The 21,257-nt window shown below is 69.3% G+C and carries 19 protein-coding genes and 1 pseudogene; 8 read left to right on the top strand and 12 right to left on the bottom strand.

Translation table 11 applies throughout. From position 1 onward, the window contains the following. Window positions 1–27: 27 nt before the first annotated feature. The 3 genes and pseudogenes from gnd to CAL29_RS04785 all read left to right on the top strand — a co-directional run. Window positions 28–1,026 (top strand): annotated as a pseudogene (gene gnd / locus CAL29_RS04795) (phosphogluconate dehydrogenase (NAD(+)-dependent, decarboxylating)); the annotation flags it as partial. Continuing rightward, window positions 1,026–2,555 carry a glucose-6-phosphate dehydrogenase gene (gene zwf, locus CAL29_RS04790; protein WP_094851808.1) on the top strand — a complete coding sequence of 510 codons (1,530 nt, stop codon included), beginning with the start codon at window positions 1,026–1,028 and terminating at the stop codon, window positions 2,553–2,555. The pseudogene gnd and the gene zwf, both read left to right, overlap by 1 nt. Beyond that, window positions 2,537–3,478: a Cof-type HAD-IIB family hydrolase gene (locus CAL29_RS04785; protein WP_094851807.1), complete on the top strand. Its 942-nt coding sequence runs from the start codon at window positions 2,537–2,539 to the stop codon at window positions 3,476–3,478. Before zwf ends, CAL29_RS04785 begins: the two co-directional genes overlap by 19 nt. 18 nt (window positions 3,479–3,496) lie before the next feature. Here the strand turns inward: CAL29_RS04785 and CAL29_RS04780 are convergent, their stop codons facing one another. Further along, a complete protein-coding gene (locus CAL29_RS04780) occupies window positions 3,497–4,663 on the bottom strand; it encodes a mandelate racemase/muconate lactonizing enzyme family protein (RefSeq protein WP_094851806.1) in 1,167 nt (388 codons plus the stop codon). Window positions 4,664–4,922: 259 nt separating this feature from the next. Here CAL29_RS04780 and CAL29_RS04775 point away from each other — a divergent pair, with 259 nt between their 5' ends. Beyond that, window positions 4,923–5,861 (top strand): LysR family transcriptional regulator, encoded by a 939-nt coding sequence (locus CAL29_RS04775; protein ID WP_094851805.1) that lies wholly within the window; start codon window positions 4,923–4,925, stop codon window positions 5,859–5,861. Here CAL29_RS04775 and CAL29_RS04770 read toward each other — a convergent pair. After that, window positions 5,828–6,343: a hypothetical protein gene (locus CAL29_RS04770; protein ID WP_094851804.1), complete on the bottom strand. Its 516-nt coding sequence runs from the start codon at window positions 6,341–6,343 to the stop codon at window positions 5,828–5,830. The two genes, CAL29_RS04775 and CAL29_RS04770, sit on opposite strands and share 34 nt — an antisense overlap. 304 nt (window positions 6,344–6,647) lie before the next feature. After that, window positions 6,648–7,631: an NAD(P)-dependent oxidoreductase gene (locus CAL29_RS04765; RefSeq protein WP_094851803.1), complete on the bottom strand. Its 984-nt coding sequence runs from the start codon at window positions 7,629–7,631 to the stop codon at window positions 6,648–6,650. A gap of 156 nt (window positions 7,632–7,787) precedes the next feature. Between CAL29_RS04765 and CAL29_RS04760 the strand changes: the two genes are divergently transcribed. Further along, on the top strand, window positions 7,788–8,255 hold the full coding sequence (locus CAL29_RS04760) for a DUF2501 domain-containing protein (RefSeq protein ID WP_094851802.1): 468 nt from the start codon (window positions 7,788–7,790) through the stop codon (window positions 8,253–8,255). A gap of 55 nt (window positions 8,256–8,310) precedes the next feature. Here CAL29_RS04760 and CAL29_RS04755 read toward each other — a convergent pair whose 3' ends face one another. The 5 genes from CAL29_RS04755 to CAL29_RS04735 all read right to left on the bottom strand — a co-directional run bounded on the left by CAL29_RS04755 (window position 8,311) and on the right by CAL29_RS04735 (window position 14,673). Then, window positions 8,311–9,702: an MFS transporter gene (locus CAL29_RS04755; protein WP_094852720.1), complete on the bottom strand. Its 1,392-nt coding sequence runs from the start codon at window positions 9,700–9,702 to the stop codon at window positions 8,311–8,313. Window positions 9,703–9,800: 98 nt separating this feature from the next. Next, window positions 9,801–10,421, bottom strand: coding sequence for a phosphatase PAP2 family protein (locus CAL29_RS04750; protein WP_094851801.1), 621 nt, complete (start codon window positions 10,419–10,421; stop codon window positions 9,801–9,803). Between the two features lie 153 nt (window positions 10,422–10,574). Further along, window positions 10,575–11,372: a lytic transglycosylase domain-containing protein gene (locus CAL29_RS04745; protein WP_256977193.1), complete on the bottom strand. Its 798-nt coding sequence runs from the start codon at window positions 11,370–11,372 to the stop codon at window positions 10,575–10,577. Between the two features lie 213 nt (window positions 11,373–11,585). Further along, window positions 11,586–13,031 (bottom strand): DUF1501 domain-containing protein, encoded by a 1,446-nt coding sequence (locus CAL29_RS04740; protein WP_094851800.1) that lies wholly within the window; start codon window positions 13,029–13,031, stop codon window positions 11,586–11,588. 94 nt (window positions 13,032–13,125) lie between these two features. After that, window positions 13,126–14,673, bottom strand: coding sequence for a DUF1800 domain-containing protein (locus CAL29_RS04735; protein ID WP_094852718.1), 1,548 nt, complete (start codon window positions 14,671–14,673; stop codon window positions 13,126–13,128). A gap of 465 nt (window positions 14,674–15,138) precedes the next feature. Here CAL29_RS04735 and CAL29_RS04730 point away from each other — a divergent pair, with 465 nt between their 5' ends. Together CAL29_RS04730 and CAL29_RS04725 are read left to right on the top strand one after the other, a co-directional pair. Continuing rightward, window positions 15,139–15,618: a hemerythrin domain-containing protein gene (locus tag CAL29_RS04730; protein WP_179283908.1), complete on the top strand. Its 480-nt coding sequence runs from the start codon at window positions 15,139–15,141 to the stop codon at window positions 15,616–15,618. A gap of 21 nt (window positions 15,619–15,639) precedes the next feature. Next, window positions 15,640–15,852, top strand: coding sequence for a hypothetical protein (locus CAL29_RS04725; RefSeq protein WP_094851798.1), 213 nt, complete (start codon window positions 15,640–15,642; stop codon window positions 15,850–15,852). Between the two features lie 100 nt (window positions 15,853–15,952). Here the strand turns inward: CAL29_RS04725 and CAL29_RS04720 are convergent, their stop codons facing one another. The 4 genes from CAL29_RS04720 to CAL29_RS04705 form a co-directional block, all read right to left on the bottom strand. Further along, window positions 15,953–16,642: a DUF4142 domain-containing protein gene (locus CAL29_RS04720; RefSeq protein ID WP_179283907.1), complete on the bottom strand. Its 690-nt coding sequence runs from the start codon at window positions 16,640–16,642 to the stop codon at window positions 15,953–15,955. A 76-nt stretch (window positions 16,643–16,718) separates the two neighbouring features. Then, window positions 16,719–17,924 carry an ATP-binding protein gene (locus CAL29_RS04715; protein WP_179283906.1) on the bottom strand — a complete coding sequence of 402 codons (1,206 nt, stop codon included), beginning with the start codon at window positions 17,922–17,924 and terminating at the stop codon, window positions 16,719–16,721. A 177-nt stretch (window positions 17,925–18,101) separates the two neighbouring features. Then, entirely contained in the window at window positions 18,102–19,877 is a 1,776-nt protein-coding gene (locus tag CAL29_RS04710) for a chloride channel protein (RefSeq protein WP_094851795.1), read from the bottom strand. Then, window positions 19,874–20,788 carry a LysR family transcriptional regulator gene (locus CAL29_RS04705; protein ID WP_094851794.1) on the bottom strand — a complete coding sequence of 305 codons (915 nt, stop codon included), beginning with the start codon at window positions 20,786–20,788 and terminating at the stop codon, window positions 19,874–19,876. Before CAL29_RS04705 ends, CAL29_RS04710 begins: the two co-directional genes overlap by 4 nt. A gap of 75 nt (window positions 20,789–20,863) precedes the next feature. On the opposite strand from CAL29_RS04705, the gene CAL29_RS04700 reads away from it, so the two are divergent. Then, a complete protein-coding gene (locus CAL29_RS04700) occupies window positions 20,864–21,250 on the top strand; it encodes a 2Fe-2S iron-sulfur cluster-binding protein (protein ID WP_373559693.1) in 387 nt (128 codons plus the stop codon). Window positions 21,251–21,257 lie beyond the last annotated feature (7 nt).

Raw genomic sequence — 21,257 nt, 5'->3', positions numbered from 1 at the left:
GCCGTCCGCGGCCGCCGCAGCCCATACCGTCCAGACAGGAGAATGGCGATGCAACTCGGACTGATAGGACTCGGCCGCATGGGCGCGAATATCGCGCGCCGCCTGATGCGCGACAAGCATGACGTGGTGGTCTACAACCGCAGCCTGGACAAGGTCAAGGCCTTGCAGGACGAAGGCGCGGTGGGCGTGGACAGCGTGGAGAAGCTGGTGGCGCAATTGGCCAAGCCGCGCGCCATCTGGGTCATGCTGCCGGCCGGCGCCGTGACCGAGCACATGGTCGACACGCTGGCCGGCCTGCTCGAACCCGGCGACATCATCATCGACGGCGGCAACACCATGTACAAGGACGACATGCGCCGCGCCAGGGCCTTGAAGGCCAAGCAACTCGAATACGTCGACGTCGGCACGTCCGGCGGCATCTGGGGCCTGGAACGCGGCTATTGCATGATGATAGGCGGCGAGGACAAGGTGGTGCGCCACCTCGACCCCCTGTTCGCCTGCCTGGCCCCGGGCCTGGGCGATATCGAGCGCACGCCCGGCCGCGACGGCCGCGACGACCGGCCGGAGCGCGGCTACATCCATGCCGGGCCGGCGGGCGCCGGCCACTTCGTGAAGATGGTGCACAACGGCATCGAGTACGGGCTGATGCAGGCCTACGCCGAAGGCTTCGACATCCTCAAGACCAAGAATTCCGACCAGTTGCCCGAGGACCAGCGCCTGGACATCAACGTGGCCGACGTCGCCGAGGTATGGCGGCGCGGCAGCGTGGTGTCGTCCTGGCTGCTGGACCTGACCGCGATCGCCCTGGCCAGGGATGCGAAGCTCAACGGTTTTTCCGGCGAAGTCGCCGACAGCGGCGAAGGCCGCTGGACGGTGGACGCGGCGGTCGAGCAGGCGGTGCCGGCGCCCGTGCTGGCCACGTCCCTGTTCGCGCGCTTCCGCTCGCGCCAGGACGCGACGTTCGCCGACAAGATCCTGTCCGCTATGCGCTTCGGCTTCGGCGGCCACGTGGAGGAAAAGAAATAATGGCAGCAAGGAAACCCAAGCCCTCGCGCACCGAGAAAGCGCCGCCCGTCGCGCTGTTCCTGTTCGGCGCGCACGGCGATCTCGTCAAGCGCCTGCTGGTGCCCTCGCTCTACAACCTGACGCGCGACGGCCTGCTGGGCGACGCGCTGCGGGTGATCGGGGTCGACCACAACACGGTCAGCGACGAGGACTACCGCAACCGGCTGGCGGACTTCATGCGCGAGAACCGTCCCAAGGCCAAGGAAGGCGGGCCGGACGGCGACGGCTTCGACCCGCAGCTCTGGGATCGCCTGGCGCCCCGGATCTCCTATCTCGAAGGCGATTTCCTGGACGAGGAAACGTACCGGCAGATCGCCAGGCGCATCGAGGAATCGGGCACGCATAACGCGATCTTCTACCTGGCCACGGCGCCGCGCTTTTTCTGCGACGTGGTGCAGCGCCTGGCCGACGCGGGCCTGCTGAAGGAAGGCGAGGACCAGTTCCGCCGCGTGATCATCGAGAAGCCGTTCGGCTCGGACCTGCAGACCGCCCAGGACCTTAACGCCCGCATTCTCTCCGTGATGGAGGAGAAGCAGATCTATCGCATCGACCATTACCTGGGCAAGGAAACGGTGCAGAACATCCTGGTCAGCCGCTTCGCCAACGGGCTGTTCGAGGCGTTCTGGAACAACCACTACGTCGATCACGTGCAGATCACCGCGGCGGAAACCGTGGGCGTGGAAACCCGCGGCAACTTCTACGAGATCACCGGCGCGCTGCGCGACATGGTGCCCAACCACCTGTTCCAGTTGCTGGCCATGGTGGCGATGGAGCCGCCCGCGGCCTTCGACGCCGATTCGGTGCGCAGCGAAAAAGCCAAGGTGGTCGCCGCCATCCGGCCGCAGGCGCCGGACGAGGCGCTGCGCAATTCCGTGCGCGGGCAGTACACCGCCGCCGACGTCGACGGCAAGCACCTGAACGGCTACCGCGAGGAAAACCGCGTGGCCCCGGACAGCACCACCGAGACCTACGTGGCGCTCAAGCTGTGGGTCGACAACTGGCGCTGGGCCGGCGTGCCCTTCTACCTGCGCACCGGCAAGCGCATGAGCGTGCGCAATACGCAGATCGCGATCTGCTTCAAGCCGGCGCCGATGTCGCCCTTCCGCGATACCCAGGTCGACGAGCTGCGGCCCAACTACCTCATCATCCAGATCCAGCCGGACGAGGGCATGTGGTTCGACTTCCAGGCCAAGCGTCCCGGCACCTCGCTGACCATCGACAACGTGGAGATGGGCTTCGCCTACGCCGACTTCTTCACCATGCGGCCGTCGACCGGCTACGAGACCCTGCTCTACGACTGCATGACGGGCGACCAGACGCTGTTCCAGCGGGCCGACAACATCGAGAACGGCTGGCGCGCGGTGCACCCCTTCCAGGAGGCCTTCCGCGACTATCCCCACGTCGAGCCCTATGCCGCCGGCAGCGACGGCCCCAAGGCCGCCGGCGACCTGCTGGCCCGGGACGGACGCTCATGGCACAGCCTGAAGTAGACGACGGCGCGCCCGGGAAGGCCAACGCCGCGGGCGAGGACGGCGGCGCCACCGCGCGGGTGCGCGTGCGGGCGGGGGTGGCGGCCGACAAGCCGGTGAACGCCTCCGGCATCGCCCTGCTGGTGTCCGACGTGGACGGCACCCTGCTGCGCATGGACAAGAGCCTGGCGCCGGCCACCATCGCGGCGGTGGACCGCCTGCGCGCGGCCGGCGTGCGCTTCACGCTGGTCAGCGCGCGGCCGCCGCGCGGCATGCTGCCGCTGATCCAGGCGCTGAACATCACGGTGCCGACGGCCGCCTTCAACGGCGGCGCCATCGTCGGCGCGCGCGGCGAGATCCTGGAGTCGACGCGCCTGACCGGCCGCGACGCCCGCATCGCGCTGGACCTGCTGCTGCGCGAGCCGGTGGAAACCTGGGTCTTCGCGGACGACCAGTGGCTGCTGCGCGACCCGGCCGGCGAGTACGTGCCGCTGGAAAGAAAGACCCTGGGCTACGACGGCGTGGTGGTGGACGATTTCTCGCCCTGGGCGGACCGCATCGACAAGATCGTCGCCGCCAGTTCCGATCCCGCCCTGCTGGGACGCCTGGAGCAGGCGTTGAACGCCCGCATCGCGCCCCATGCGCTGGCGCTGCGCTCGCAGACCTACTACCTGGACATCACCCATGCGCGCGCCAACAAGGGCGACGCGCTGTCGGCCCTGGCCCGCCAGGTGGGCGTGCCCCTGACGGCCACCGCCGCCATCGGCGACGGCGACAACGACGTTCCCATGTTCAAGCGCGCCGGCCTGTCCATCGCCATGGGCCATGCCGATCCCGCGGTGCGCGCCCAGGCGCGCTGCGTGACGGCGTCCAACGACAAGGACGGGCTGGCCCAGGCCATCGACCGCATCATCCTGGGCGGCGCGGCGCCCGGCCGCGGCTGAGGGCGCCGCCCTGCCCGGTCAATCCGACAGCGCGCGCATTTCCTTGATCAGGTCCGCCTTGCCCTCGAAGCCGATGCCGGGCAGGTCCGGCATGGTGATGTAGCTGTTCTCCACCTTCACGCCGTCGGGGAAGCCACCATACGGCTGGAACAGGTCCGGATAGGACTCGTTTCCGCCCAGGCCCAGGCCGGCGGCGATGTTCAGCGACATCTGGTGGCCGCCGTGCGGGATGCAGCGGCTGGGCGACCAGCCGTGCTGGTGCAGCATGTCCAGGGTGCGCAGGTACTCCACCAAGCCGTAGCTCAGCGCGCAGTCGAATTGCAGCCAGTCGCGGTCCGCGCGCATGCCGCCGTAGCGGATCAGGTTGCGGGCATCCTGCATGGAGAACAGGTTCTCGCCGGTGGCCATGGGCTTGTCGTAGTAGTTGCGCAGCGTGGCCTGCAATTCGAAATCCAGCGGATCGCCGGCTTCCTCGTACCAGAACAGGTCGTATTGCGACAGCGCCTTGGCGTAGGCGATGGCGGTGTCCAGGTCGAAACGGCCGTTGGCGTCCACGCACAGGCGCTGGCCGTCCTGCAACACGCTGAGGATGGAATCGATGCGGCGCAGGTCCTCGTCCAGCGAGGCGCCGCCGATCTTCTTCTTCACCACCGTGTAGCCGCGGTCGAGATAGCTGCGCATCTCGTCCTTCAGCTTCTCGTGGTCCTGGCCGGGATAGTAGTAGCCGCCGGCGGCGTAGACGAAAACCTTGCGGTTGGGCGTGCCGTTGCCGTAGCGCTCGGCCAGCAACTGGAACAGCGGCTTGCCGGCGATCTTGGCGACCGCGTCCCAGATCGCCATGTCCATCGTGCCGATGGCCACCGAACGCTCGCCATGGCCGCCCGGCTTCTCGTTGATGAACATGGTCTTCCAGATCTTGTGCGGGTCCAGGTTGGCGCCGCTGTCGTCGACCAGGGAGTCCGGCTCGGCTTCCAGGATGCGCGGGATGAAGCGCTCGCGCATCAACATGCCCTGGCCGTAGCGGCCGTTGGAATTGAAGCCGTAGCCCACGACCGGCCTGCCGTCGCGGATGACGTCGGTGATGACGGCCACCAGGCTCAGGGTCATCTTGCTGAAGTCGATGTAGGCGTTGCGGATGGGCGAGCTGATGGGAACGGTCTTTTCCCGGATTTCAACGATTCTCATGAAGTCTCCTGCGATATCGCTCTTCGCTGTTGGACGAGACGCCGCCGCGCCCTCGGCGCCGCGGGGGCCGGGCACAAGCCGGCCGGACGTGTCACGGAGGCTAGGTTAACGAATCAAGTCTGGCCCATTTTTCACCCAAAAGAAAAATATCCCTCACCTTGAGTTATAAATGGGCGATGAAAAAAGACCCCCACGCCGCGCGGCTGCGCCGCTTGCTGCCCCCCGAGGGGGCGCTTTTCATCTTGGGAGCGGCCCGGCGATGAAAAACGATCCATCCTCCGAACTGGTCTTCTTCGCCCTGCTGGCGCGGCACGGCAGCCTGTCGGCCGCGGCGCGCGCCCTGGACATCACGCCGCCGGCGGCCACCAAGCGGCTGGCGCAGATGGAGCAGCGGCTGGGCGTGCGCCTGGTCAACCGCACGACGCGGCGGGTCAGCCTGACCAGCGAGGGCGAGACCTATCTCCAGCACGCGACCCACATCCTGGCCGAGATCCGCGCCATGGAGGACCAACTGGCCGGCAGCCGCGCCGAACCGCGCGGCCTGCTGCGGGTGAACGCCACCCTGGGCTTCGGCCGCACCGTGATCGCGCCGCTGGTCTCGGAATACGCCCGCCTGCACCCGGAGGTCCAGGTCCAACTGGAGGTCACCGACCGGCCGGTGGACCTGGTGCAGCAGGGCTATGACGTGGCGGTGCGCTTCGGCCAGCCCGCCGACAGCCGGCTGAGCGCGCGGCGCCTGCTGAGCAACCGGCGCTTCCTGTGCGCGTCGCCCGCCTACCTGAGCCGCCACGGCGCGCCGCAGACGCCGGCCGCGCTACAGGAGCACCGCTGCATCATCCACCGGCAGAACGACGAGGCCTACGGCGCCTGGCGCTTCACGCGCGACCGCCAGACGGAGGTGGTCAAGGTCGGCGGGGCGCTGGCCAGCAACGACGGCGACATCGTGCTGGGCTGGGCGCTGGACGGCCACGGCATCCTGATCCGCTCGGAATGGGACCTGGCCAAGTATCTGGAAACGGGCCGCTTGCGGCGCCTGCTGCCGGCCTACACGCTGGAGCCGGCCGACCTGTTCGTCTACTACCCGAGCCGGCATCACATGTCGGCGCGGGTGCGCGGCTTCATCGATTTCCTGGCCGCCCGCTTCGATACGCCGGCCTCGAAGGATCAGAGCGTCAGGCGCGCGCGGCCGCGGGAATAAGCGGGAGAGGACAGGAGGTCCTGCTGGCGGGGGTCGACTTCCGGCGCGACGATGGCCTCGCGCATGCGGAATTCCAGGACCCAGACCCAGGGATTGACGGCCCAGGCGCGGGCGCCGTAGGTTTCGCACCAGTTCAAGGCGAAGATGGATTTGATCGGCATGCCCGGCAGGAAGGCGCCGCGCGGTGTGGCCTGGTTGACACAGCCCTCGGCAGCCACGTCGGCGTCGCTGATGTCCTGCAGGCGTTGCAGGCGCAGGCCCACCAGCAGGGCCAGGGCGAAGGCGTTGCCGTCCTCGTCATAGAGCGGAATGGTCTGGCCCGGTTCGCCGTAGGGGCAAACGGCGCGGCGGACGCGACGGCGCATGGGACGGCCGGGCACCGTCTCCTCGACCGCGACCCATTTGGCATTCGGTCCCATCTCGCGCAGCCAGCCCGAGGTGCTCTGCGGCGGCTGCGGTTTCAGGATGCGGCGTGTCTGCACTTTGCGCCCATCCAGGATGGGGGCGATGAGGTCTGCCGCGAATCGTAGAGGTTGCCCTTTCATTGCCAAGCGAAGCTAGAAAATCGGACCGGATGATACCGCAGTGCAGGCCCCGGCCGCGGAATACGGCGCGGGACGGGGAATTATGCACGGTTTTCAAGGCCTTATCTGTATCAGGCCCGGTTTTCAAGCGTCAGGGGCGCGTTATCCCTAATGCCGCGTCCCGGCAGGGTCTGAAGGGCGAGGACACGATACGATCCTGGGCCCGGGGTCGCGCGCAGGGTTCCCCGTATCTCCCGTATCGTCAGGGATGCTCGGCGCTCCAGCGTGCCAGCAGATCGAGGAAGATGCCGTCCACCCGTCCGGCGTTGCCGTCGGAATGGCCGGCGGAATGCGGCGTGGCGATGACATTGGGCATCTGCCACAAGGGGGAATCGGCCGCCAGGGGCTCGTGCTCGTAGACGTCCAGGTAGGCGCCGGCCAGGCGGCCTTCGCGCAGGGCGGCGATCAATTCGGCCTCCCGCACCACCTCGCCGCGCGCGACGTTGATCAGGTGGGCGCGCGGCGGCAGCGCGGAAAGCATGGCGCGGTCGACCAGGAAGCGGGTGCGTTCGGTCAGCGGGCAGGCCAGCACCAGCCAATCGGCATCGCCCAGGATGGACGCCATGTCCTCGAACGCCACGCATTCCTGCGCGCCCTCGACCGGCTGCGCGCTGCTGCGCACCACCGAGATGCGCAGGCCCAGCGCGCGCAGCATCTCGCCCAGGCGCTGGCCGATCACGCCCCAGCCGACGATCACGGCCTTCTGGCCCCTGAGGTCGCGCGGCATGGTCAGCTCGCCCGCCTTGAGCCAGCGGTTCTCGCGCTGGGCCCGCATCAATTCGGGTAAGTGGCGCGCCAGCGCCAGCAGGCCGGCCAGCGCGTTCTGCATCACGGGCTCGGAATTGGCGCCGGAGGAAGGCGTAACTTTTACGCCCCGCGCCATCAGCTCCGGAAAGATGGGGCGATCCAGGCCGGCCGAGTGCACGTGCACCCATTGCAGCATGGGCGAGGCCCGCAGCGATTCGTAGAAGGCTTCCAGCGATTCCGTCAGAACGTGTTTGGTGGAACTTCCGGTAACTTCGCGCGAAATGTAGGCGACGTCGGCGTTACCATGGGCATGGCCGCGCGTCGGCTCGGCGATCAACAGTTCATGGGGACGTCCCTTCAGCACCGTGTCCACGCGTTCGCGCAAACGGTCCGCCGTGGCGCGGGAAAGCAGGATACGAAGCGGTTGCTGGCTGGTCATGCGGCGTCCCCCTTGGACATGTATTCGCGTTGACGACGTCCGGCCCAGTCTCGACGAACCCGGCGGCCACGACGGTTCACATGCCTGGCACGGCGCCAGGCCCCGCACATTATCGCGCGAACCCGTAGCGGCCACCTGAACGACAGGAGCTCGACCATGAAAGGATCCCTATTTCTCCGCTGCGGCGCGGCCGCGCTGGCGCTGGCCCTGGCCGGACCGGCCGGCGCGCAGGCGCTGAACAAACTGGAAGGCGTGCTGGGCGGCGGCGGACATGGTGAAAGCGCGGGCAGCGGCGCCGGCGGCGGCTCCATGCTCGGCGGCCTCGCTTCCGGCAACCTGACCTCCGGCAGCATGGGCAACGCGACGGGCGTCCTGCAGTACTGCATCAAGAACAACTACCTGAGCGGCGACGGCGCGACGTCGCTGAAGGACAAGCTGACCAGCCGCCTGTCCGGCAGCAGCGGCCAGCCGGCGGAGAAGAACGACGACTACGTGTCCGGCGCCAAGGGACTGCTGAAGACCGGCGACGGCAAGAGCGTGGATCTCAGCGGCGACGGATTGAAATCGCAAGTGACCAAGAAGGCCTGCGACGCGGTGCTGGCGCAGGCGAAAGGCTTCCTGTAGAAAGCCGGCGCGGCGGCGGGGCCCCAGGCCCGGCCCGGCGCGCGCGATGCGCGATTCAGCGCCCGCGCGCCAGTTCGCCGCCCGCCCCGCGCGGCATGCGCGCGGTGACCGGCACCGACGCCACCGAACACAGCCCCAGCACCAGGAAGGCCGGCCAGAAATCGGTCCAGACGATGCGCGGATGGCCCTGCACGTAGTGCGAGAGCTGCAACGCGATGCCGGCCACCACCACGCCCAGGCCCAGCGACATCTGCTGGATCACCGCCGCCAGGCTGGTGGCGCGGCCGACGTCCGCGCTTTCGATCTCCGCGTACGCGAGCGCGTTGAGCGCGGTGAATTGCAGCGAGGGGAACACGCCGCCGAACAGCACGATGAACCAGATCGACAGGCGCGACATGCCCGGGTGGAACACGCCATAGACGGCGATGGCCACGCCGGCCAGGATGGCGTTGGCCATCAACACCGGGCCGAAGCCGAAGCGGCGCAGCACGGGCTGCGCGACCAGCTTCATGAACAGCGCGCCGAAGGCCGAGGCACAGGTGATGGTGCCCGCTTCGAACGGCGTCATGCCCAACCCTTCCTGCAAGGCCAGCGGAAGCAGGAAGGGAATCGCCCCCAGGCCGATGCGGAACAGGGAACCGCCGATGACGGCGGTGTGGAAGGTCGGGACGCGCAGGAAGCTCAGGTCCAGCACGGGGTTGCTCGCGCGCCGCGCATAGGCCCAATACGCCAGCAACAGCAGCACGCCCACCGCCAGCATGATGAGGTTGTCGCGCATGTCGACGATGTCGCTGCCGAGCAGCGACATGGCCAGCATGAACAGCGCGGCCCCGCCGCCCGACATGACGAAGCCCAGCCAGTCCAGCTTCCCCGGATGCGGCATCTGCGTGTTTTCGATATGGCGGTTGGTGAGCCAGATGCCGAGGATGCCGATGGGCACGTTGATGAAGAACATCAGGCGCCAGTGCAGGTAGGTGGTGATGAAGCCGCCCAGCAAGGGGCCCACCACCGGGCCCAGCAGCGCGGGGACGGTGAGGTAGTTGACCGCGCGCACGAAGTCCGCGCGCGCCACCGAACGGAAAATGATGATGCGGCCCACCGGCACCATCATGGCGCCGCCCACGCCTTGCACGAAGCGCGCCAGCACGAAGGTGAACAAGGAGGTGGAGGCGGCGCACAGCAGCGAACCGGCGATGAAGACGCCGATGGCCGCGCGAAAGACCGTGCGCGAACCGAAGCGGTCGGCCACCCAGCCGCAGATGGGAATGAAGACCCCCAGGCCCACCACGTAGCTGGTGACCGCCAGCTTCAGGGTGATGGGGTCCTGCCCCAGGTCGTGCGCCAGTTCGGGTAGAGAGGTCACCAGCACCGTCGCGTCGACGTTCTCCATGAAAAGCGCGCAGGCGACGATCAGGGGAACGATGAAAGCACCCAGGGCGAGTGGCATGGCAGGCTTGAGCGGCGGTTGAGGCAGGCCGTGATTATGCACCGCGACGGCGAAAGCCGCATTTTTAAGGGACTTGTCAACGCCGCGCAAGCTGGCGTTCAGCGGCGATTCCAGTTCAAGGCTTCGCGGGTGTAGGGCTGCGCGGAACCCGACAGCTTGAGCGCCATGACCACCACCAGATCGTGCGTACGCACCTTCGGCGCGATGGTGTAGCTGGCCGCGGCGGACAGCAGGAAGCCGAGGAGCACCGCGCCCGCGCGCAGGCCCGTGCGGTGGGCGGGCCACTTCAGCAACACCATGCTGGAGACGATGCCGCCGACCAGCAGGCCGAGGATGACCTCCGACGGCGAATGCGCGCGCAGGTACAGGCGCGAGACGCCGATCGCTATCGCGAGCAGCGCGCCGGCCGCCGTGCCCCAGCGCGCGGCGCGTTCCGAATGGACGTTGCCCAGGGCGTAGCCGAGCACGGGATAGATGGCCGCGCTGACCATGGCGTGGCCGCTGAAACCCGTGAAATCGATCGCCTCCCAGCCATAGCCCCAGCCCAGGAAGGCCAGCTTGGACACCAGCACCACCAGGGCGGCGATGCCGAAGCCGCAGGCCCATTTGAAGACCGTGGCGCGTTCCGACGCCACCAGGAAAAGGGTCGCCACCACCGCGGCCGGCACCAGGAGACGGGACTCGCCGAGCGCCGACAGAAATACCCAGAAGGAATGCATGCCCTGCTCTGTCCTGCAAGAATTATTGAATGATTGAGGTCCGACCCGGCGGCGGCACGGAAGTTCGCCGCCGCCCCTATTGCGTACCGCTCGCGCCCCCTGTTGCGCACCGCTATTGCGGACTGCTATTCCCGCCGCCGCTATTGCCCGCCCCTATTGCCCGCCCTTGTAGCGCGCATACAGGGCGATGACGTCGCGCACGTATTGGCGCGTCTCCGCATACGGCGGCACGTCGTCGTACTTGGCCACGGCGCCCGTCCCCGCATTGTAGGCGGCCAGGGCCAGGTCCAGCCGCCCGGGATACAGGTCCAGCAGGCGCCGCAGGTGGCGCGAACCCGCGCCGACGTTGATGGCGGGGTCCACCAGCGCCGCCTCGATGTCGCCGTGCTTGAGCAGGGTCGCCGCCGTGGCGGGCATCAACTGCATCAGGCCCAGCGCGCCGCGCGGCGAACGGGCGTCCTTGCGGAAGCCCGACTCCACCGCGATGACGGCGCCCAGCAAGGCGCTGTCCACCCCGGCGTCGGCCGCGGCCTTGGAGATGATGCCGCGATAGTTCTCCATGCCGGGATGCGCCGACAGGCTTTCCAGGCGGCTCGCCGCGTCGAGCGCATCCAGCCCCGCCGCGTCCGCGCGCGCGCCGCTCGCCACGCGCACGCCGGCCCGCGCCTGGGCGCGCTGCTGCGCCCGTTGATAGTACTTGGCGTAACCCTTGGGCACCACCATGACGCGGGGAATGCCGAAGGGATCGCGATAGCGGTAGATGTCGCCGGCCACGGCGCGATCCGGCCACACGGCCAGCACCGCCGCGGCCAGCAGCCCCGCCACCGCGACGCGGCCGGGACGGCCCAGAAAGCCCAGAAAGCCCAGAAAGCCCGGAAGGCCCGGAAAGCCCGGAAGGCCCGGAAAGCCCGGAAAGCCCGGCCTTGCCGGGGATGGCCACAGTGTCATCATCGTCGTCGCATTCCGTGGCCCGGCGCACGCGCGCGGCCCCCGGGCGACGCGCCGCGCCGCCTGTATCCGCCCCCGGAAGACGCATCATGACGCAGCGGCGGCGCGCTTGTCTCTCGGACCGATGGGCGATCCCTCCCATCCCTACAGGGGATCGGTCCCCCTCGCGCACGAGTCCGTGGATCATCATCCGGCATGCGCTTGCGGGACCCGTCATCATCCGACCTGCGCCGCGTCCTGCATGAAGCCCAGGTCGCGGTTGTCGAAGCGGCGCAGATTCGGAAACACGTCGTCGAGGGAGCCGGAGCCGGCGCCGAACCAGGTCGCCAGGGTGGCGCCGAACTGGTCCACCGCCACGTCGGGCAGCATGCGGCCATGGTCGACGAAGCCCGGGCCGTCCAGCGCCAGTTCGGGATGCCTGCCGTAGAAACGGCCGCCGCGCACCGCGCCGCCCAGCACCAGGTGATGGCCGCCCCAGCCATGATCGGAGCCGTTGCCGTTGGAGACCAGCGTGCGCCCGAACTCCGAGGCCGTGAAGGTGGTGACCTGTCCCGCCACGCCCATGGCGTCCAGCGCCTTCTGGAACTCGGCCATGGCGCCGCCCAGTTCGCGCAGCAGGCCGGGGTGCACGTCGTTCAGGCCGTCGTGGTTGTCGTAGCCGTTCTGCGTCACGAAGAACACCTGGCGGCGCATGCCCAGGGTGTCGCGCGCGGCGATCATGCGGGCCACGATCTTCAACTGGGCGGCCAAGGGCGTGGCGAAATCGCCGCCCACCGTGTCGCGCGCCAGGGCCGTGCGCAGGCGCGCGTCGGCGCGGATGGATCGCGCCACGATGGCCGCATGCTGGCGCTCGAACAGATGCTCGCCGGACTGCGTGACGAGCAGGCGCATGAGATCGGTGCAGGTGGTCGAGCCATAGGTGTCGCGCTGCAGCAGCTCGATGGGCGTGGAGCCCGCCGGGCTGACCCGGTAGGCGCTGACGTGATGCCCCGCCAGCAGCAGCGCGCTGCCGCCGGCCGTCACGCCCGTGAACGTGGCGTTGTCGTTGGCGGCGATGAAGAGATCCGCCAGCCGGCCGCCCCAGCCGGACGCCGCGCCTTCCGGCGCCAGCGCCTGCCAATAGGACTGCTGGTCGTTGTGCGAGAACAGCTTGGGCGGCAGCGGCACGCGGGCGCCGATGTAGTCGCGCTTGCTGGTGGGCGCCGCCAGCGGCCCCACGTTCAGTTGCACCGCCAGTTGGCCGCGCTCGAACCACGGCACCAGCGGCGCCAGGCCGGGCGCCAGCGCATAGGCGTCGCCGCCCGGCGGCGGGTCCCTGGGCTTGAGCGCCGTCGCGGCCAGCTTGTCGCGCGCCAGCGCGATGTCCGCGCGGGCCTGGAAATAGCGGGCATGGCGCGCGGGGTCGTAGGGCACGACGGTGTTGTAGGGGTCGTTGCCGCCGTAGAGGAAGATGCAGACCAGGGCCTTGTAGTCGCTTACGTTGCCGGCAGCGCCCGCGTTGCCCATGCCGCCGGCCGGGCCGCCCGCATGCGGCGCGGCCGCGGGTGGCTCGGCCGCGGCGGCCGCGCCCACCGCCGCCATCTGCAACGCCAGCGGCGCGGCCGTGCCGCTCATGCCGAGCAGGGACGCCCGCCGGAGGAATTCGCGTCGTGTGGCCTTCATGGCCTTCTCCCATCGTCGTTGCCGCGCGCGCCCGGAAGCCGGGAGATGCCGCGTCCGGCAAGGGCGCCGCCAGCCGGCCCGGCGTGGCGGCGCCTCATTTCTGCACCAGGTATTCCGGGGTCGCCGCCACCAGCATGATGGCCGCGCGCACGCGGTCGAGCTTGCGCGGTTCCGGGATCTCCGCCACCGCGTCCGCGATGACGCGCGCGGTGGCCATGCTGAAGGCGTCGCCCGCCAGCAGCAGCACGATGCGCCGCACCAGCGCGTGCGTATCGTGCGCCAGCGCCGCCTCGGCCGCGTAGTCGGTCTGCACGTCCTCCCAGCCCCGGTCGACGTAGATCGCCACGAAATTCAGGTATCCCGCCACGCTGGTTTCATCGGTGATCTGGAACTCGGGCGCCACCATGCCCTGCTGCGCGATCGGCGTATTGGGCGGCGTAAAGCGGGGACGAAAAAAGTTGAAGACCGACGGCGCGCGCAGCGGGCTTTCCCCCAGGCGTATGGTGCTGTCGGTCGTATCGGGCATGGCCCATTGCCCGTTGCGCGAGGTCGCGCCGAAGGCCCGGGCCCAGGCGGCGAAGCGCAGGATGGGCTCGCGCACCTTGCCCCAGGTCGGCGACGCCGGATCGGGCTGGCGCGCTTCCGGGTCCAGCAGGATGGCGCGCAGCACCGCGCCCAGGTCGCCGCGCCGGCCCTTGCCATTGTCCGCGAACACCGCGGCGACGCGGCCGACGTAGGCCGGGCTGGGATTGCTGGTGACCAGGCGCTGGATGAGCTGCGTGCCGATGAAGGGGCCGACGTTGGGATGGGCGCACAAGGTGTCCAGGGCGATGCGCAGGGACTCGACGCCGCCGGTGCCCGGCGGGATGACCTTGCCGAGGAAGCGCTTTTCCGACATCGAATGGTTGGCGGGGTTCAACGCCATGGGGCGGCGCTGGAACTCGGGATCGGTCTCCTGGCCCGCCAGGTCCCATCCGGTGAAGACCTTGGCCAGGCCGCGCACGTCGTCGTTGGTATAGGTCTCCACCGCCTTGCCGTCGCGCAGCTTGAGCGTGCCGTCGGGATTGAGCTCGTACAAGCCGATGGTGAACAACTGCATCACCTCGCGCGCGTAGTTCTCGTCCGGCGAACGGCCGGTCTTGGGATCTTCCTTGCGGCTGCCCCGGTACGTCAGCATGCAGCCCATGGCCACGCTGTGCGTGACGCCTTCCAGCATGTCGCGGAAGTTGCCCAGGCTGTGCGCGGCCAGCGTGTCCATGAACGCCGCCGCGCCGAACATGGGCCAGGACGCCGAGATGGACAGCACGTTGACGACGAAGATTTCCGAGAACGCGAAGGCGGCGCGCGTGCGCAACTGGTCGGGCGCCGAGATGAACTTGCGCCACAAGGTGGCGTCCAGCGGCTCGTTGATGCCGTTGCCCTTGTAGGCCTCGGTGTTCTTGCCCATCGACATCAGCCAGTCGAAGTGGGTCTGCGACGGCGGCATGGCCAGTTGCTCGTCCACCCAGCGGGCATAACCCATCGACACGACCCGGTCGATCTCGGCGGGCGTGGGGCCGAACGTGGCCTGCGCCAGGAAACGGGAAGCCTGGCCTGGCGTGGGAGGGGAGGTGGAGGAGGACGGTGTGGGCATGGCGGGCATCGGCGCGGGCATGGGCGCCGCCACGGCGGCAGGCGCGGGCTTCGTCGAAACACCGCCTGCCGCGCCGCAGCGAAAACCACTGGATAAGCCACCTTAGCCATGCCGCCGCGGGCTTACAACCGCTTCGTTTGGACGAGGCGGACCAGCCTCCGGCCCTCATCCTCATCCCTATGGTTGAGGAAGAAAATCCCCCTTCCCCGGCGGCATGGGCAGTTTTTCCCGATCATCCATCCTTCGCGCGCAGCCGGTACTCATCTATATGGAGGGTGGCGCGGCAAAGCGCCTTCTGCGTAAGCTCGAGCCGTCAAGGAGGCCCATACGGGGCCTCGCCCACCCGGAGGGCCGGCGGCGCAGGAATCGCCCCGCCGCGCGCGCTCCGGATTCCCCATAGGCATGGTCAGGCACGGGGCTTGCTTCGGTGCTGCGCCGCGCCATTGCGGCAACCCGCGGATTAGGAGAATGTTTATGAACAAGGCGGAAATTCCTCTCGCCCAGCGAGACGCGCTGGGTCTGATGCTGGACGACCATTCCCGGATCAAACACCTTTTCAAGGCCTTCAGCCGTGAAAAAGATGCCGAAACCCGCGAGGCCATCGCCCATGAGGCGTGCCTGACGCTGACCGTGGTCGCGCAAATCGAAGAAGAGCTTTTCTATCCCCACGTCCGGGCGCGCAATGAAACGGCTTTTGGCCACCTGATCGACAAGGCCATGGTCGAGCACTCCTGCATACGCAGCCTGATCGCCCAGATCCAGGGCATGACGTCCGAGGACCGCCTGTTCCACGCCAAGGTCGCGGTGCTGGGCGAACTGACCAGCCATCACGTCAACGGCGAGGAAGGCGAGCTGTATCCGAAGCTGATCGTCATGAACGAGGACTTGCGCGACATCGGCGCCCGGATGCGCCAGCGCAAGGAAGAAATCACCATCGAAGCGCATATCGCGTGAGATGGGCGGGGCTGGGGCGCGATGAAGATACTGACTAAGGAAACCCAGCAGTCACGGGCCACGTTATGGCTGGAGCCCGTGACGCAGGGCGGGTTTCGCTGGGAGGTCGAGGTCGTCGATACGGGTAAGACGACGGTGCCCCATGTCATCCAGTCCGAACATGTCTTCCGCACGCCGACCGATGCCGCCTTGGATGGCATCCGCGCGCTGGAGTCGCTGGCAGTCCCCCAGTGACGCAAGACGTGTCCAGGGAAACGCACCGCTACGCGGTGCGTTTTTTTTTGGGGGGGAGGGCCCACCCCCAAGGCAAAACGCCTAGGGAGCAGCCGCCGATCTACTTGCCCGGCACCACGTTGGCGGGCGCCGCGGGCGAGGCCGGGGACACCGGAGATACGGGCGAGGCGGGCGTGGACGGCGGGCCCGCGGGGCCGGCCGGCGCCGGCGAATGCGGATGCTCGCCCACCCAGCCGCCGGGACGGCCGCCCGACACCGCGGTGCGCAAGGCCCTGCCCTTTTCGAGATGCGCCTTCAACGCCGGCAGGTTTTTCTCGGCGAAGGCCTTGACGTTGGCATCCTTGGCATTTTTTACCGCATTGGTGAACAGCTTGACCGCGTCGCGATGGGCGCTGACCGCCACTTTTTCCACGTAGGTCTTGTCGAATTTACCGCCCTTGGCGTTCTGCAACTGCTTGAGCAGCGACTGCTGCGCCCGCGCGGGCTCCGTCGGCAACTGCACGCCCTTGCCGGCGGCCAACGCCTGCAGGTCCTGCGCGATGGCCGTATGGTCGGTGACCATCATCCCGGCGAAGCGCTTGACGTCGTCGTTGTCCGAATGGTCCATGGCCAGCTTGCTGGCGGCGATTTCGGTCAGGCCCGCCTGCGCCGCCTGCTCCATGAAGCGCTGGTCGCGGCGCGTCAACTCGGCGGCCTGGCTCGGCCACCCCACGCCCGCGGACACCAGCAAGGCGCCGCACAAGGCGGCCCGCTTGAGAAACGTCCGGCTGCTCTCGTTGAAATAATTCATGGTTGTCTCCCGACGATCGCTCCCCATAAGAGCCGGGCGGCAGGCGCAAAACCCATTCCCGTTCCGGGCTCGCCGCTCAGTGGCGGCTTTCCAGCATTTCCGCCACCTTGGCCGTCAATTCGCCTACTTCGAAAGGCTTCATCAATATCGACATCCCCGGATCCAGGGCCTCGCCGCCGCCCACCACGGCATTGGCGGCGTAGCCGGTCATGAACAGGACCTTCTGCCCGGGCTGCAGCTCGCGCGCGGCGTCGGCCAACTGGCGGCCGTTCAGGCCCGGCAGGCCGACGTCGGTCAGCAACAGCGCGGGGGCGGCGCCGCCGCGCAGCACCGTCATCGCCGCCGCGGCGTCGGGGACCGCGACGATGCGGTAGCCGGCGTCGGCCAGCACCTGGGTCACCAGCTCGCGCACAAGGCTGTCGTCGTCAACCACCAGCACCAGCGGATTGCCGGCCGGGGCGGCGACCTGCCCTTGCGCCCGTTCCGCCTGCGGCAGCGCCGCCACCTCCGGCAGCAGGATGCGCAGCCGCGTGCCTTCGCCCTCGCGGCTATGCAGGGTGATGCCCCCGTCCGACTGCCTGACGTAGCCGTAGATCATGGACAAGCCCAGGCCCGTGCCCTGCCCCATGGGCTTGGTCGTGAAAAACGGATCGAAGGCGCGCTCGCGCACGTCCGGCGTCATGCCGCTGCCGGTATCGGTCACCGTCAGGCAGGTGTAGGCGCCGGGCGCGACGTTCTCCGCCGCGGCGCCCGCGCCGGCCAGGACCTCGCGCGTGAGCGCCAGCGTCAGCGCGCCGCCGCCGGCCATGGCGTCGCGGGCATTGGCGGCGAGTCCCAGCAGCGCGCTTTCCAACTGGCGGGCGTCGCACAGGGTGGGCGCCAGATCGGGCGCCGCCGTCGTCGCCAGGACGATGCCCGAACCCAGGGCGGCGCGCAGCGCGGGCTCCATGGCGCGCAGCAGCGACGCGACGTCGACGGGCTTGGGATCCAGCGACTGGCGCTGCGCGAAGGCGAGCAGGCGATGCGTGAGTCCCGCGGCGCGGCGGCCCGCGTTCAGGCCGGCGTCGATCAGCCGGCCGGCCTTTTCCGTTTCGCCTATCGCCAGGCGCCGCTGGGCCAGTTGCAGGGAACCCAGCAGGCCTTGCAGGATGTTGTTGAAGTCATGCGCCAAGCCGCCGGTGAGGTGGCTCAGGGCGTCCAGCTTGCGCTGCTGGAACAGGGGGTCTTGGAGGGGTTGAGCCGCGTGCCCGGCCACCTGCGGTTGCGTCGCGAGATCCGGCAACCCGGCATCGAAGGAAATCGAAGGCGGCCCCGGCACTAGCGTATTTTGTTCGGATGGAGCTGGCATGGACGTACTAACGCAAGGGTAACGAGCGCCATGCTCGCACCGCCGTCGTGGCTCGGGCGTATCGCTGTGTTACCAAACTTTAATCCCTCCTCTCCTCCCGGCATGCCGGCGTCATGCGAACAGCAGGCGTGCCTGCTTCAGCAGTTCGCTCTTGTTGAGGACGCCCACCAGCCGCCGCGACTGCGGGTCCGAGAGCACCGGCGTGCGTTCGGCCGGCGACTCCACCACGGTCTGCCAGACGTCGAACAGGCGCTGGCCGGCGTAGACCACCGGGAAGTCCGGGACGTAGCTGGACGTGCCGACGGCCGCCTCGGCCTCGCCCGCGTTCACGCGCGCCACCACGTCCTGCAGCCAGACGGCGCCCTGGTAATGCCGGTCGCCGTCGACCACGAAGACGAAACGGTTCTTGCCGGCCAGGCCGACCGCCATGGCCTCGCGCAGCGGCGTCGCCGCCACGACGGGGCTCGCCACGGGCCGCATGACCGCGCCGGCGGTGGCGTCGGCCAGGCGGCTGCGGCGGTCGGAACGGGCGCGGTGGCGCGCGATGACGGAGTAGGTGCCGCTGTCGCCCAGCGCCATGGAAGTGGCGTACGCCACCACCGTGGCCAGCATCAGCGGAAAGACGAAGGACGATTCCTGCGTCATTTCGAAAACCATCAGGGTGGACATGAGCGGGGCCTGGGTGGTCGCGGCCAGGCCCGCGGCCATGCCGGCCACGCCCAGCAGCACCGCGCTGTCCGGCATGCCCAGCCAGTGCGCCGCCAGCGGCGCGCACGCCGAGCCGGCCAGCGCGCCTATCATCAGCGACGGCGTGAACAGGCCGCCGATGGCGCCGGCGCCCACCGTCGCCGCCGTGGCGAGGATCTTCAGCGCCAGCAGCGCCAGCAAGGGCACGGACAGGGCCTGCCCGTCCAGCAGCTTGACGATGGGCGCGAAGCCGTTGCCCGTGACGTCCGGCGCGACCAGCGTGATCAGCCCCACCACCAGGCCGCCCGCGGTCATGCGCACCACCAGCGACTTGTGCAGGCGCGTGAAACCCGTGCGGGCCAGGCGCACCACGCGCAGGAAGACGGCGCCGGCCGCGCCCCCGGCCACGCCCACCAGCATGATGGCGAGCATCCCGGGACCCGTGACGTCGAAGGCGAAAGGCGGCAGGGCGTAAAGCGGCGTGTAGTGCCCCATCGCGCTGACGACCCAGGTGGCCGCGGCGGCGGCGGTGAAGAGAAAGCCCACGCGCCGCAGCTCCAGCCCGCCATAGGCGATCTCGGCGATGAAGATCGCCGCCGCCAGGGGGGTGTGATAGACCGCCGCCAGGCCGCCCGTGGCCGCCAGCGCCACCGCCAGCCGGAAGTCCTCGCCGCGCAGCACGGACATGCCCTGCGCGGCGCCGGGCATCGCGCGGAAGGGATAGCACAGCCAGGACGCGGCGGTGGCCGACAACTGCACCATCGCGCCCTCCTTGCCGATGGAGCCGCCCGACACGATGGAGAAGAACGACGAGACGCAGCGCAGCAGGGACGGCGCGACCGGGATGCGGTCCGTCTTGCCGTCTATGGTTTCGAGATATTCGGACACCGTCCCCTGCGCGTGCTCGCGACGCAAGGCCTGGGCCAGGATCAGGGCGGCGAGGGCCGCGCCCACGGCCGGGCAGGCGATGCGGGCGTACCAGGGCAGCGAGGCGAAGACCTGGGAGATGTCGCCTTCCCGCTGGAACAGCCAGGTGGTGACGTTGTCCAGGCTGGACCGGAAGGCCTGCGCGGCCAGCGCGCCCAGGGCGCCCATCGCGCCGGCCACCAGCAGGCCGCGCAGGTAGACCAGCGCGGCGCGTTCGTTGGCGGCGATGCCGGAAGCGTCGGCGCGCGTGCGAAAGAAACGGGAGATCTTCATGCGGGACTGCCCTCCGCGCTCTTGTTGGCGCGCTGCAAGGCCTCGCGCATGGCTTTCATCTGCGGCGACCACGCCGCGCTGCGCCGCGCCAGCAAGGCGACCTCGCGGCGCAGGGGCAACGGCGACGCCGCCGGCAAGGCCACCACGCCGCTGGCTTCCTCCAGCAGGGCGGCGGGCGCCACGGTCAGCCAGTCGCCCCCGGCCACCAGCTTGAGCGCCCCGGCCGAGATGAAGTCGACCTCCAGCACGGGCGCCGGCGGCGCCAGCGCGGCGGCGGCATAGGCGGCGTCCAGTTGCTGGCGCAGCAGGGACGTGCGCTTGGGAAGGATCCAGCGCGCGGCGGCAAGCGCCTCCAGGCCGACCGGCGCCCGGCGCAGCAGCGGATGGCCGCGCCGGGCGACCACCCGCAGGTCGTCGCGGCCGACCGCCTGCTGGCGCAAGGCGGCGGGCACGGCGCGCTCCAGCGGCGCGACGACCACGTCCAGCACGCCCTGCTCCAGGAGATCATGCAGTTCGTCGGCCACGCCCGTGGTCAAGGTCACGCGCAGGCCCGGCCGTTCGGGCAGCAGCACTTCCAGCGCGGGCAGGACCGCCGTGTCCATGGTCGCCGCGGTGGCGCCCACGCGCAGCAGGCCGGTGTCGCCCGCCGACAGGGCCTGGGCGTGGCGGATGGCGTCCTCGTATTGGTCGACGACCTTGCGGGCGTGCTCGGCGAAGGCAAGGCCGGCGGCCGTCGGCCGCACGGCGCGCGCGCTGCGGTCGAACAGCGCGAGGCCGGTCTCGTCCTCCAGGCGCTTGAGCGATTTCGACAGCGCCGGCTGCGTCACCGCGCACGCCGAGGCCGCCCGGCCGAGATGGCCGTGGGCGACCACGGCGAGGAAATAGGAGAGATCGCGCAGCGATGGATTCATGAATGGTAGTCATCATGAAAATAACTTTCAGGAATGGAAGTGTAGCGCAGGCGGATGCGGGGCGGGAGGGCTAGAATGGCTGCCATGCCCGCTTCCGCGTCCGCTCCCCCCGCCTCGCCGCCCGCCACGGGCGAGGCCGCCTATACGGTCACGCTGGAGACCAGCGGCTGGACCTATCCGGCGCGCGCGGACGAAACGCTGCTGCAGGCGGCCTTGCGCGCCGGCATCCGCCTGGCGAGTTCATGCCGCAACGGCACCTGCCGCGCCTGCATGTGCCACCTTGAGGCGGGCGAGATCGGCTATGTCGTGGAGCGCCCGGGCCTGAGCCGGGATGAAATCGACGAGGGCTGGATCCTGCCCTGCGTGGCCCGGCCGCGCGGCGACGTGACGCTGGCGGGCGACAGCGCCGAGCGCATGGCCACCGAGGCGCCGCGCCCCCTGCCCGTCGGGCCGCGGCGCTGACGGTCCG

The organism is Bordetella genomosp. 10, from assembly GCF_002261225.1.
GTDB lineage: Bacteria > Pseudomonadota > Gammaproteobacteria > Burkholderiales > Burkholderiaceae_B > Bordetella_C.
Note: the sequence above shows the minus strand (reverse complement) of the source record. Positions and strands in the feature narration are given on the sequence as shown.